Annotated in this window: 10 protein-coding genes; 4 read left to right on the top strand and 6 right to left on the bottom strand. The window is 71.4% G+C overall.

Annotated features, from left to right (window positions below):
• Positions 1-5: 5 nt before the first annotated feature.
• Positions 6-839, bottom strand: coding sequence for a response regulator transcription factor (locus ACGFZS_RS23470; protein WP_393796770.1), 834 nt, complete (start codon positions 837-839; stop codon positions 6-8).
• A gap of 136 nt (positions 840-975) precedes the next feature.
• Between ACGFZS_RS23470 and ACGFZS_RS23465 the strand changes: the two genes are divergently transcribed.
• Complete coding sequence (locus ACGFZS_RS23465; protein ID WP_393796769.1) at positions 976-2,649, top strand: AMP-binding protein; 1,674 nt, start codon at positions 976-978, stop codon at positions 2,647-2,649.
• A complete protein-coding gene (locus tag ACGFZS_RS23460) occupies positions 2,646-4,250 on the top strand; it encodes an AMP-binding protein (protein ID WP_393796768.1) in 1,605 nt (534 codons plus the stop codon). The genes ACGFZS_RS23465 and ACGFZS_RS23460 overlap by 4 nt, the downstream gene beginning before the upstream one ends.
• A 197-nt stretch (positions 4,251-4,447) precedes the next feature.
• Here ACGFZS_RS23460 and ACGFZS_RS23455 read toward each other — a convergent pair whose 3' ends face one another.
• Positions 4,448-5,119 (bottom strand): hypothetical protein, encoded by a 672-nt coding sequence (locus ACGFZS_RS23455; RefSeq protein WP_393796767.1) that lies wholly within the window; start codon positions 5,117-5,119, stop codon positions 4,448-4,450.
• Between the two features lie 219 nt (positions 5,120-5,338).
• Between ACGFZS_RS23455 and gcl the strand changes: the two genes are divergently transcribed.
• Positions 5,339-7,123 carry a glyoxylate carboligase gene (gcl, locus tag ACGFZS_RS23450; protein ID WP_393796766.1) on the top strand — a complete coding sequence of 595 codons (1,785 nt, stop codon included), beginning with the start codon at positions 5,339-5,341 and terminating at the stop codon, positions 7,121-7,123.
• Between the two features lie 200 nt (positions 7,124-7,323).
• Here the strand turns inward: gcl and ACGFZS_RS23445 are convergent, their stop codons facing one another.
• The 4 genes from ACGFZS_RS23445 to ACGFZS_RS23430 form a co-directional block, all read right to left on the bottom strand.
• Complete coding sequence (locus ACGFZS_RS23445) at positions 7,324-7,566, bottom strand: hypothetical protein (RefSeq protein WP_351708138.1); 243 nt, start codon at positions 7,564-7,566, stop codon at positions 7,324-7,326.
• A 356-nt stretch (positions 7,567-7,922) separates the two neighbouring features.
• Entirely contained in the window at positions 7,923-9,380 is a 1,458-nt protein-coding gene (locus tag ACGFZS_RS23440) for a catalase (protein WP_393796765.1), read from the bottom strand.
• A 161-nt stretch (positions 9,381-9,541) separates the two neighbouring features.
• Positions 9,542-10,432, bottom strand: coding sequence for a 2-hydroxy-3-oxopropionate reductase (locus tag ACGFZS_RS23435; RefSeq protein ID WP_393796764.1), 891 nt, complete (start codon positions 10,430-10,432; stop codon positions 9,542-9,544).
• A gap of 41 nt (positions 10,433-10,473) precedes the next feature.
• On the bottom strand, positions 10,474-11,316 hold the full coding sequence (locus ACGFZS_RS23430) for a TIM barrel protein (protein WP_393796763.1): 843 nt from the start codon (positions 11,314-11,316) through the stop codon (positions 10,474-10,476).
• A gap of 144 nt (positions 11,317-11,460) precedes the next feature.
• Here ACGFZS_RS23430 and polX point away from each other — a divergent pair, with 144 nt between their 5' ends.
• Positions 11,461-13,200 (top strand): DNA polymerase/3'-5' exonuclease PolX, encoded by a 1,740-nt coding sequence (gene polX, locus ACGFZS_RS23425; protein ID WP_393796762.1) that lies wholly within the window; start codon positions 11,461-11,463, stop codon positions 13,198-13,200.
• The last annotated feature ends 30 nt before the right edge of the window (positions 13,201-13,230 follow it).

Raw genomic sequence — 13,230 nt, 5'->3', positions numbered from 1 at the left:
CTCCGCTACGGCAACAACCCCGTCCGACGAGCCGCCGACACCGCCTCCCCCCGGGTGTGCGCGCCCAGCTTCCGCATCGCCGAGCGCAGATAGCCCTTGACCGTCTCGGGCCGCAGCCCCAGCCGTTCGGCCACCGCCGCGTTGGTCGCACCGGCCGCCACCCACGCCAGCACATCCAGCTCCCGGGGCGCCAGTGCCGCCTCGGCCACTGGTGCCGGAGCGGTCAGCAGCCCGCAGGCGGCGAGCAGTTCGGCCCGCAGCCCGGGGTCGCCGATCCGCGGCGCCAGCGCCCGCAGCGCCGCGTGCGCCTCCCGCACCTGCTCCCAGGCCGCCCCGGGATCCGGTACGACGGCCGGTTCCGGCCGGGCCGCCGACAGCAGCCCCCTGGCCTCGTCCTGCACGACCAGCGCCTGCTCCACGTCCCGGGCCGCCGCCACCGCCGCGCCCAGCGTGCGGTCGCCCAGCGGCTGGGCGGAGCGCAGCGCGCCGTAGAGCACGCCCCGCACCCGGCGGCGTACCACCACGGGCACCGCGAGCACCGAGCGGATGCCCTCGGCGGCCACCGGGATGTCGTACTCGTGGCTGATCTGCCGGGAGACGGAGTAGTCGGTGACCGCGCACGGGCGGGCCAGCGCGACCGCCTTGCCGCCCAGGCCGTTCCCGGAGGTGACCGCGAGGGAGCGCAGCGCGGCCGTGTTGGTGCCGGTCAGTTCACTGATCCGCACCCGGGTCCGGCCCGCCTCGACCAGCCCGCCGAAGGCGATCGGGAGCCCGGTGGCGCGCCGGAGTCTGGCCAGCGCACCGCGTATCTCCACCGCCCCCGCGACCTCTGCTGCCACCTGTCTCGCCCCTTCGACCCCTTCGACCCCGGCCTGTGCTGTCCACACCCCCGTTCGGGGGTAGTGAGACCTGCATCACGGATTACACGATGCCAGAGAGCCGCCCGGCAATGGTCCGGTACTGAAGGAGACGCGTATGACGAGTGCGACGGAGGAGTTCCGCAGGGCCCGGGACTTCCTGCTGGAACACCGTGCCGACTATGCCACCGCGTACGAGGGTTTCGTCTGGCCGCGTCCCGGCCACTTCAACTGGGCGCTGGACTGGTTCGACGTCATCGCCGAGGGCAACGACCGCACCGCCCTGCACATCGTGGAGGAGGACGGCGCCGAGACGAAGCTGTCCTTCGCCGAGCTCTCGGAGCGCTCCGACCGGGTCGCCAACCACTTGCGCGCGCGAGGCGTCGAGCCCGAGGACCGCATCCTGGTCATGCTCGGCAACCAGGCCGAGCTGTGGGAGACCGCGCTGGCCGCGATGAAGCTCCGCGCGGTGGTCATCCCGGCGACCCCGCTGCTCGGCCCCGCCGACCTGCGGGACCGCGTCGACCGGGGCCGGGTGAGGCACGTGATCGTACGGGCCGAGGACGCGGCCAAGTTCGCCGAGGTGCCGGGGCCGTACACCCGGATCACGGTGGGCGGTCTCCCGGTGGCGGGCTGGCAGCCGTACGAGGACGCGTACACCGCCCCGGCCGGCTTCGTGCCCGACGGACCCACCCTGGCCGACGACCCGCTGATGCTCTACTTCACCTCGGGCACCACCGCCCACCCCAAGCTCGTCGAGCACACCCACACCTCGTACCCGATCGGGCATCTGGCCACCCTGTACTGGATCGGCCTGAAGCCGGGCGACGTGCACCTGAACATCTCCTCGCCGGGCTGGGCGAAGCACGCCTGGTCGAACCTGTTCGCGCCGTGGAACGCGGAGGCGACGGTCTTCATCCACAACTACGGCCGGTTCGACGCGGGCCGGCTGATGGCCGAGATGGACCGGCACGGGGTGACCTCCTTCTGCGCCCCGCCGACGGTGTGGCGGATGCTGATCCAGGCCGATCTCACGCAGTTGCGGACCCCGCCGCGCGAGGTGGTGGCGGCCGGGGAGCCGCTGAACCCCGAGGTGATCGAGCAGGTCCGGCGGGCCTGGGGCGTCACCATCCGGGACGGGTTCGGGCAGACGGAGACGGCGGTACAGGTCTCCAACAGCCCCGGGCAGCCGCTGAAGACGGGGTCGATGGGCCGTCCGAGCCCCGGCTACCGGGTGGAGCTGCTGGACCCGGTGTCGGGCGCGCCGGGGGCGGCGGAGGGCGAGATCGCCCTGGACCTGTCGGCGCGGCCGGTGGGCCTGATGACCGGCTACCACGGCGACGCGGACCGTACGGCGGAGGCGATGGCCGGCGGCTACTACCGCACCGGTGACATCGGGGCGCGGGACGAGGACGGCTACATCACGTACGTGGGCCGCGCGGACGACGTGTTCAAGGCCTCCGACTACAAGATCAGCCCGTTCGAGCTGGAGAGCGCGCTGCTGGAGCACGAGGCGGTGGCCGAGGCGGCCGTCGTCCCGGCGCCGGACGAACTGCGCCTCGCCGTCCCGAAGGCGTACATCGTGCTGACGGCGGGCTGGGAGCCGGGACCGGACACCGCGAAGGTGCTCTTCGAGCACTCCCGGCAGGTCCTCGCGCCCTACAAGCGCGTCCGGCGGCTGGAGTTCGCCCCGCTGCCGAAGACCGTCTCCGGCAAGATCCGGCGGATCGAGCTGCGCGAGGCCACGGCCGCGGGCTCGGCCCACGAGTACCGCGAGGAGGACTTCCGATGAGCCCCGAACCGTCCGAGTCGTCGTACACGCACGGCACGAGCGGCACCGCGCTGCTCGGCGACACGATCGGCGCCAACCTGGACCGGGCCGTCGCCGCCTGGCCCGACCGCGAGGCACTGGTCGACGTGCCGACGGGACGGCGCTGGACCTACGCCCGGTTCGGCGCGGACGTGGACCGGCTGGCGCGGGCCCTGCTCGCGAGCGGGGTCGCCAAGGGCGACCGGGTGGGCATCTGGGCGGTGAACTGCGCCGAGTGGGTGCTGGTGCAGTACGCCACCGCCCGGATCGGCGCGATCATGGTCAACATCAACCCGGCCTACCGGACCCACGAGGTCCAGTACGTCCTCGAACAGGCCGGAGTCTCACTGCTGTTCGCCTCGCTCCGGCACAAGACCAGCGACTACCGGGCGATGGTGGAGGAAGTCCGGGGCGGCTGCCCGGAGTTGCGCGAGGTCGTGTACATCGGCGACCCCGGCTGGGAGTCGCTCCTCGAGCGGGCCGCCGCCGAGGTGTCGTACGAGCCGCTGTCCTGCGACGACCCCATCAACATCCAGTACACCTCGGGGACCACCGGCTTCCCGAAGGGGGCCACGCTCTCCCACCACAACATCCTCAACAACGGGTACTTCGTCGGAGAGTTGATCTCCTACACCGAGCAGGACCGGATCTGCGTCCCGGTGCCCTTCTACCACTGCTTCGGCATGGTCATGGGAAACCTGGCGGCCACCTCGCACGGCGCCTGCATGGTCATCCCGGCCCCGTCCTTCGACCCGAAGGCCACCCTGGAGGCCGTCCAGCAGGAGCGCTGCACCTCGCTCTACGGCGTCCCGACCATGTTCATCGCGGAGCTGAACCTCGCCGACTTCGCGTCGTACGACCTCTCCTCGCTGCGCACCGGCATCATGGCGGGCTCGCCCTGCCCGGTCGAGGTGATGAAGCGGGTGGTCGCCGAGATGCACATGGCGGAGGTCTCCATCTGCTACGGCATGACGGAGACGAGCCCGGTCTCCCTCCAGACCCGGATCGACGACGACCTGGAGCACCGCACCGGCACGGTCGGCCGGGTGCTGCCGCACCTGGAGGTCAAGGTCGTCGACCCGGCCACCGGCGTCACCCGACCGCGCGGAATCGCGGGCGAGTTGTGCACCCGCGGCTACAGCGTGATGCTCGGCTACTGGAACGAGCCCGAGAAGACCGCGGAGGCCGTCGACCCCGGCCGCTGGATGCACACCGGCGACCTGGCGCTGATGCGCGAGGACGGGTACGTCGAGATCGTCGGCCGGATCAAGGACATGATCATCCGGGGCGGCGAGAACATCTACCCCCGCGAGATCGAGGAGTTCCTCTACGCCCACCCCAGGATCCGGGACGTCCAGGTCGTCGGCGTCCCGCACGAGCGGTACGGCGAGGAGGTCCTCGCCTGCGTCATCCCCCTCGACCCCGCCGACCCGCCCACCCTGGACGAACTCCGCGCGTTCTGCGAGGGACGGCTCGCCCACTACAAGGTGCCGAGCCGCATCCAGATCCTGGAGGACTTCCCGATGACGGTGTCGGGGAAGGTCCGGAAGATCGAACTGAGGGAGCAGTACGGCGCCCCGTAGGGCACAGCGCCCCGTCAGGGGCGCGGGGCTGCATTCGATTTGCGGCTACCGCCGCGTGGGCGCGACAAGCCCCCACCGGCCGGCAGTCGATCACGCGCCTCTCGTGCCGAGTTCGCCGGTGATCCGGTGCGCGGGGCTGTTTTCGATGTGCGGCTACCGCCCGTGGGCGCGCTCAGCCCCCACCGGCGCGCACACGATCACGCGCCCCTCGCCCCTAGCTCATCGGCAACCCCGTTCACCGGCTGCGGCGTCCCCGTGAGGTCCAGCACGAACAACGGCACCCCCAGCGCGTCCGCCCCCTCACGCGCGTCCTCGGCGTACCCCGCGAGGGAGAAGTAGACGCACCCCGAGTCCTCCGTCATCGCCGTCAGCCACAGGCACTCCACGTCCCGCCGTGACGCCGGCCGTACGGTCGGGTCCACGTGGGCGACCAGCCCGCGCGCGGCCAGCCCGATGCCGGACGGCGGCCGCTGGTCGGCGCGGCGGATGTCCCGGTAGCCCAGCCAGCGCAGATAGAGCGCGGCCGCGGTGACCGCGTCCCGGGCGGTACGGATCGTCACGGGATGGAACGCGGGCCGCGGCTCGGGAGCCGGCGCCGGCGCGGACGCGGTGCCGGCGACCGGGACACGCAGCACCGCCCCGCACGGGCAGCCCAGCTCCGGCCGCGGCCACTGGTCCCGGCGGCCGCAGGAACCGCAGCTCACCGTCACCCAGTCCTCGTCCCAGGCGCGGTGCGCCACCGGCGTCGGCTCGGCCTTGCCGTCGAGGCACGGGGTCACCGGGGCGCCACAGGCGCAGGGGTACGAGGGCGCGGTGTAGACGTGCTCGCGCCGACAGGCCGGACAGCGCACCGGCACGCTCTCGGACATGGCCACCTCGGGCGTCGCGTCGGTTCAGCCGTCCCATGGTGCTCCTGTCGGGGCCCGGTTGTCCGTCCCTTGACGACGTTCGCCCCCACACCTACATTGATTTCAGATAGTAGAAGTTAGTTTCCGCAATGTGGAATTAACGCGGAAAGAACGCGAAGCGATGCTCACCGCGGGGCGCGACGGGAGCAGGCATCCGACAGCCGAAAGCAGGAGTTCTCGATGGCTCGTATGACCGCTGCCCGCGCGGCAGTTGAGATCCTCAAGCGCGAGGGCGTCACCGACGCGTTCGGTGTGCCCGGCGCGGCGATCAACCCCTTCTACGCGGCGCTCAAGGCCTCCGGCGGCATCCACCACACCCTCGCCCGCCATGTGGAGGGCGCCTCGCACATGGCGGAGGGCTACACCCGTACGCGCCCGGGCAACATCGGCGTCTGCATCGGCACCTCGGGCCCGGCCGGCACCGACATGATCACCGGCCTGTACTCGGCGACCGGTGACTCCGTCCCGATCCTCTGCGTCACCGGCCAGGCGCCGACCGCGGTGATCCACAAGGAGGACTTCCAGGCCGTCGACATCGCCTCGATCGCCAAGCCGGTGACCAAGATGGCGGTCACCGTGCTGGAGGCGGCCCAGGTCCCGGGCGTCTTCCAGCAGGCCTTCCACCTGATGCGGTCCGGCCGTCCGGGCCCGGTCCTGATCGACCTGCCGATCGACGTGCAGCTCACCGAGATCGAGTTCGACCCGGAGACGTACGCGCCGCTGCCCGTCTACAAGCCGGCCGCGACCCGCGCCCAGATCGAGAAGGCGATCGGGATGCTGAACGCGTCCGAGCGCCCGCTGATCGTCGCGGGCGGCGGTGTCATCAACGCGGACGCCGCCGAACTCCTCGTCGAGTTCGCCGAGTTGACCGGCATTCCGGTCGTCCCGACCCTGATGGGCTGGGGCGTCCTCCCCGACGACCACGAGCTGAACGCCGGCATGGTGGGCCTGCAGACCTCGCACCGCTACGGCAACGCGACCTTCCTGGAGTCCGACTTCGTCCTCGGCATCGGCAACCGCTGGGCCAACCGCCACACCGGCCGGCTGGACGTCTACACCGCGGGCCGGACGTTCGTCCACGTCGACATCGAGCCGACCCAGATCGGCAAGATCTTCGCCCCGGACTACGGCATCGCGTCGGACGCGAAGGCCGCCCTGGAGCTCTTCGTCGAGGTGGCGCGGGAGTCGAAGGCGTCGGGCGGTCTCCCGGACCGCTCGCGGTGGGCGGCCGCGGCGCAGGAGAAGAAGGCGACGCTGCAGCGCCGTACGCACTTCGACGACATCCCGATCAAGCCGCAGCGCGTCTACGAGGAGATGAACAAGGCCTTCGGCCCGGAGACCCGGTACGTCTCCACGATCGGCCTCTCGCAGATCGCCGGCGCCCAGATGCTGCACGTCTTCAGGCCGCGGCACTGGATCAACTGCGGTCAGGCGGGCCCCCTCGGCTGGACGGTCCCGGCCGCGCTGGGCGTGGCGAAGGCCGACCCGGAGGCGTCCGTGGTCGCGCTCTCCGGCGACTACGACTTCCAGTTCATGCTGGAGGAGCTGGCGGTCGGCGCGCAGCACAAGATCCCGTACGTCCATGTGCTGGTCAACAACGCCTACCTGGGCCTGATCCGGCAGGCGCAGCGGGCCTTCGACATCGACTTCCAGGTCAAGCTGGAGTTCGAGAACATCAACTCGCCAGAACTGGGCGTCTACGGCGTCGACCACGTCAAGGTCGCCGAGGGACTGGGCTGCAAGGCGATCCGGGTGACCGACCCGGCGGAGCTGGGCGCGGCCTTCGAGCAGGCCAAGAAGCTGGCCGCCGAGCACCGGGTGCCGGTCGTCGTGGAGGCGATCCTGGAGCGAGTCACCAACATCTCCATGTCGACCACCAACGACATCTCCAACGTGGTGGAGTTCGAGGAGATCGCGACCGAGCCGGGGCACGCCCCGACCTCGATCAGGACGCTGAAGGTCTGAGCCGACGCGCACGAGAGCGGGCGGTCCGTCCGGGGGGACGGGCCGCCCGCTGCCGCGTTGTCGGTGACACGGTGCCCGCCGCCCCCGTGCCGGCGGGCACCGTGTGCCGTGAATATGCCCCCTGACCGGGGCGGTTGAAGCATCCTGAACAACGTTCAGAGCATTTCTTGAGGATTCGCCACCCCCTTCACCCCGGTTCATCAGCTTTCGGGATGCTCGGTCAGCCCCGGCCAGTCGTCCGGGCCGCCGCCCTGCCATTCGATGAGGTCGCTCTCCTCGACCTCGATCCGGTCCAGATCGGCCATCCGCAGGATCTCGACCACGTCGTCCAGATGCGAGGCGATCCCCAGCGTCACGTCCCCCTCGGTGACCCGTCGGGAGCCGTCCAGGGCGGGAGCGTGCACGACGATGTGCGGGAACTCGGTCGGTGGGTGCGCTGTCATGCCTTCAGCGTCCTGCGGGACGGGCGGACGCGCACGCCGGAGGCGTTGCCGGCCGCGGGCAACGCCGAACGCTCCCCGTCCGGAGCGGATCCGGTGCGGGGAGCGTCGGGAGCATGGCCGTCCGACGGCGCGAGGCTGGGTGTGCCAGGTCGTTCGCGCCGCCGGACGGGGTCGGGGGTCGGCTGGGACCGCGGCGGGTGCGACGGAGTCCGGCGTCCTTCCCGCTGGTCGGGACGGGCGCTCGGTTCCTTCACCACCGCACTGGCTCGCACGCCGCCGCGGTCCGTGCCACGCCCGCGCACCTCCGGCCGGCCACCCCTCATCCGGGCCGTCCGGCTGTGCGCGGGCCGTCTGTGTCAGTCCTCGCGCAGGGCGCGGACCGCCTCCGCCACGCGCCTGCCGTACTCCGGGTCGGCGGCGTGGAAGTGGGCCAGGTTCTTCTCGATCACGTCGTCGCGGGAGACCCGCGCGAGACTGCCGGCGAGGTTGGCGACCAGCCGGGACTTCTCGTCCCCGGACATCAGCCGGTACAGCTCGCCGGCCTGGAAGAAGTCGTCGTCCTTGGTGTGGAGGGGCGCCTCGTGGGTGCCGGTGTGGCCGTTCACCGCGAGCGGGGCCGACAGCGGGCGGCCGGTCTCGACCGGCCCGTCGTAGGAGTTCGGCTCGTAGTTCTTTGCCGCGCGGCCCTGGGGGTTGGCCGCCATGAAGCCGTCCCGGCCGTAGTTCCGCGCCGTCGTCGCCTTCGGGGCGTTCACCGCCAGCAGGGTGTGGTTGACGCCCAGGCGGTAGCGCTGGGCGTCCGCGTAGGCGAACAAGCGGCCCTGGAGCATCTTGTCGGGGGAGGGGCCGATGCCCGGCACGAAGTTGTTCGGGGCGAACGCGGCCTGCTCGACCTCGGCGAAGACGTTGTCCGGGTTGCGGTCCAGGACCAGCCGGCCCACCCGCCGGAGCGGGAAGTCGCGGTGCGGCCAGACCTTGGTCAGGTCGAACGGGTTGAACCGGTAGTCGGCCGCCTCGGCCGCCGGCATCAGCTGCACATACAGCGTCCAGGACGGGTGCACGCCCCGCTCGATGGCCTGGAGCAGGTCCGTCTGGTGCGAGTTCGGGTCCTGGCCGGCCTGTTCGGCGGCCTGCCCGGCGCTCAGGCAGCGGATGCCCTGGTTGGTCTTGAAGTGGTACTTGACGAAGAAGGCCGCGCCCTCGGCGTTCGTCCACTGGTAGGTGTGCGAGCCGTAGCCGTTCATGTGGCGGTACGACGCCGGGACGCCCCGGTCGCCCATCAGCCAGGTCACCTGGTGCGTGGCCTCGGGGGCGTGCGCCCAGAAGTCCCAGACGTTGTCCGGCTCCTGACGGCCCGTGAAGGGGTCGCGCTTCTGCGAGTGGATGAAGTCCGGGAACTTCAGCGGGTCCTTGATGAAGAACACCGGGGTGTTGTTGCCGACGAGGTCGTAATTGCCCTCCTCGGTATAGAACTTGACGGCGAAGCCGCGCGGGTCGCGGACGGCGTCGGCGCCGCCGAGGGAGTCGGCCACGGTCGAGAAGCGCAGGAACACCTCGGTGCGCTTGCCGACCTCGCTCAGGAAGTCGGCGTACGTGAACCCGGTGATGTCGTCGGTCACCTCGAAGTGGCCGTAGGCGCCGGAGCCGCGGGCGTGCACCACTCGCTCCGGGATGCGCTCGCGGTTGAAGCGCGCCAGCTTCTCCAGGAGGTGCTGGTCCTGGAGGAGGAGCGGGCCGCCGAGGCCGGCGGAGGCTGAGTTCTGGTTGTCGGCGACGGGGGCGCCGGACTCGGTCGTGAGCACGCGCTTCGACATCGTGGACCTTCCGTACGAGTGTCAGCGGAAAACTGTTTCCGCTTCGTGGAGCCTAGGAGTGGGGTGTTCCGGGCGTCAACAGTTTGTTTAAGCAGGTTCCGGACCGCGGCGCCGCCTGGGCGCGACAGGACAGGTGTCAGCGGCGCCGCGGCCCGGAAGTCTCAGACCCGGGCGCCGGAGAGGCGCTCGACCGCGCGCAGCAGCGCGGAGTGGTCCAGGCCGCCGTCGCCCCGCGCGCGCAGGGAGGCGACGAGCTGGGCCACCACGGCGCCGACCGGGAGCGCGGCGCCGACGGTGCGGGCCGCGTCCGTGACGATGCCCATGTCCTTGTGGTGCAGGTCGATCCGGAAGCCCGGCTTGAAGTCGCGCCGCAGGAAGTTGTCCTTCTTCCGGGCCAGCACGGTCGAGCCGGCCAGGCCGCCGCCCAGGACGTCCAGCGCGGCGGCCAGGTCCACGCCGGACTTCTCCAGGAAGACCACGGCCTCGGCGCACGCCTGGATGTTCACGGCGACGATCAGCTGGTTGGCGGCCTTCACGGTCTGCCCGGAGCCGTGCGGACCGCACAGCACGATGGTCCTGCCCAGCGCCTCGAAGACGGGCTTCGCGAGGTCGAAGTCGGCCTGCTCGCCGCCGACCATGATGGACAGCACCGCCTCGACGGCGCCGGCCTCGCCGCCGGACACGGGCGCGTCCAGGACGCGGATGCCCTTGGCCGCCGCCGCCTTCGCCAGGTCGACGGAGGTCTGCGGGGTGATGGACGACATGTCGACGAGGAGCGCGCCGGACCGCGCGTTCTCCAGGATGCCGTCCGGGCCGTACGCGATGGCCTCGACCTGCGGGGAGGCCGGCACCATCGTGACGACCACGTCGGCGTCCCGCACGGCCTCGGCGATCGAGGCGGCGGCACGGCCGCCGGCGGCGGCCAGCCGGTCCAGCTTGTCCTGCTCCAGGGTGAAGCCGGTGACGTCGTAACCCGCCTTGAGCAGGTTCTCGGACATGGGGGAGCCCATGATGCCGAGACCTATCCAGGCGATCTTGGGGAGGGTGCTCATATCGGGGGTGCCTCTCTCACTGCTTCGCGGAGTCGGGGAGTTCAGTGCTTCCGGGCGCGCGCTTCGCGCGGGAGCCAGTCGAACGCCTCGGCACTCGGACGGTCGCCCGGCTTGTACTCCAGGCCCACCCAGCCGTCGTAACCGGCCTTGCCCAGCCGGTCGAGGAGGTCCTCCAGCGGGAGCGAGCCGGTGCCCGGGGCGCCGCGGCCGGGGTTGTCGGCGATCTGCACGTGGCCGGTCTTCGAGGCGTACCGGTCGATCACCGCCGGCAGGTCCTCGCCGTTCATGGACAGGTGGTAGAGGTCCATCAGGAAGCGCGCGTTGCCGAGTCCGGTCGTCTCGTTGACCTTGTCGGCGACGGCGACGGCGGCCGGTGCCGACACCAGCGGGTACCGCGGCGACTCGGGCGCGTTGAGGGCCTCGATCAGCAGGATCGCGCCGTTGCGGTCGGCCGCCTCGGCCGCGAGGGCCAGGTTCTCCAGGGCCAGCGCGTCCTGCTCGGCCGGGTCCACGCCCTCGACGCGGTTGCCGTACAGCGCGTTGAGCGACCGGCAGCCCAGGGTGCGGGCGAAGGTGGCGGCCACGTCGATGTTGGCGCGGAACCGCTCCGATTCCTCGCCCGGGACCGACAGGGCGCCCCGGTCGGGTCCCGGCAGCTGCCCGGCGTAGAAGTTCAGCCCGGTCAGCCGGACGCGCGCGTCCTGGATCGCCGTCCGCAGCGCGTCGAGCTCGGACCGCTCGGGGGTGGGGGAGTCGACCCAGGGCCACCACAGCTCGACCGCGGTGAAGCCGGCCGCGGCGGCGGCCGCGGGACGCTCCAGGAGCGGGAGTTCCGTGAAGAGGATCGACAGGTTGACGTTGAAGCGCTGCTCGGCAAATCCCATGCGGGTCGCGCTCCCTTCCGCTGCCTAGTAGCCAAGTGGAAATTCCGTATTACGGAAGTTGGTTTCTGCTTAATGGAAGACTGCCTGTGACCGGGGAGAGCTGTCAAGGGCGCCCGCGCAAAACCCGCGCCCTACCCTGAAGGCATGGCTCGGTCCAACGACGAGGTCGCCGCCCTGCTCCAGGAGTACGCGGACCTGATCTCGATCACCGGCGGAGACGCGTTCAAGGCGCGGGTGTACGAGAAGGCCGCCCGGTCGGTCGGCGGCCACCACGCCGATGTCGCCACGCTCGGCCTCAAGGGGCTGCAGGAGATCCCGAACGTCGGGAAGTCGATCGCCCAGAAGGTCCGCGAGTACCTCGACAGCGGCAGCGTGACCGCCGTCGAGGAGCTGCGGGCGAGGATCCCGGACGGGGTCCGGCGGCTGACGGCCATCCCCACCCTCGGCCCGAAGAAGGCCATGGCGGTCTACGAGGAGCTGGGCGTCTCGTCGGTCGAGGAACTCGCCGACGCCATCCGCGACGAACGGCTGCGCGACCTCAAGGGCTTCGGGCCGAAGACCGAGGAGAACATCCTGCACGGCATCGAACTGCTCCGGTCCTCGGGCGGCCGGGTGCAGATCGACGTGGCCATGGAGCTGGCCGAGGACATCGTCGGCGCGCTCTCCGGCGTGACCGGCTGCGAGCGGTGCGCGTACGCCGGATCGCTGCGCCGGATGCTGGAGACCATCGGCGACATCGACATCCTCGCCGCCGCCGGGGAGTCGGCGCCGCTCATGGCGGCGTTCACCCGGCTGCCGTACGTCACCGAGGTCATCGGGCAGGGCGGCACCAAGACCTCCGTGCGCACCCGCAAGGGCCTCGACGTCGACCTGCGGGTCGTACCGCCGGACTCCTGGGGCGCCGCCCTGCAGTACTTCACCGGCTCGAAGGCCCACAACATCCGCACCCGCGAGATCGCGGTGCGCCAGAAGCTCAAGCTCTCCGAGTACGGGCTCTTCGACGTCGAGAGCGGCGAGAAGATCGTCTCCGCGACCGAGGAGGAGGTCTACGCCCGGCTCGGCCTGCCCTGGATCCCGCCGACGCTCCGCGAGGACCGCGGCGAGATCGAGGCCGGGCTCCGCGACGAGCTGCCCGAGCTGGTCACCGAGGCCGGCCTCCGGGGCGACCTGCACACCCACACCGACCTCACCGACGGCCTCGCCCCGCTGGAGGAGATGGCCGAGGCCGCCGCCGCGCGCGGTTACGCCTACTACGCGGTCACCGACCACGCGCCCGACCTGGTCATGCAGCGGATGACCGACGAGCGGATGCTGGCCCAGCGGGAACGGGTCCGCGCGCTCGACGGCACCTACCCCACCAAGGGCCGGCGCGGCGGGCTGCGGCTGCTGCACGGCACCGAGCTGAACATCGGCCCGGAGGGCGAGGTGGACTGGCCGGGCGACTTCCTCGCCGGGTTCGACCTGTGCGTGGCCTCGGTCCACTCGCACTTCAAGCAGAGCCGCGAGCAGCTGACCCGGCGGCTCGTCCGGGCCTGCGAGAACCCGTACGTGAACATCATCGGCCACCCGACCACCCGCCTCATCGGCAAGCGGCCCGGCATCGACGCCGACCTGGACGCGGTCTTCGAGGCCTGTGCCCGCACCGGCACCGCCCTGGAGATCAACGCCCACCCGCACCGGCTGGACCTGCGTGACGAGGACATCCTGCGGGCCCGCCGGCACGGCGTGCGGTTCGCCGTGAACAGCGACGCCCACGCCGTGCCGCACCTGGCCAACATGCGCTACGGCATCGGTACCGCCCAGCGCGGCTGGCTCACCGGGGACGACGTGATCAACGCCTGGCCCGAGCGGCGGCTGCGGACCTTCCTGCGCAAGAGCCGGTGATCCCGGAGGGCTGCCCGAACATCGGCGCCG

It is taken from the genome of Streptomyces sp. NPDC048288, assembly GCF_043201555.1.
Lineage (GTDB): Bacteria > Actinomycetota > Actinomycetes > Streptomycetales > Streptomycetaceae > Streptomyces.
The sequence above is the reverse complement of the archived record's forward strand: the minus strand, read 5'-3'. Positions and strand labels throughout refer to the sequence as shown.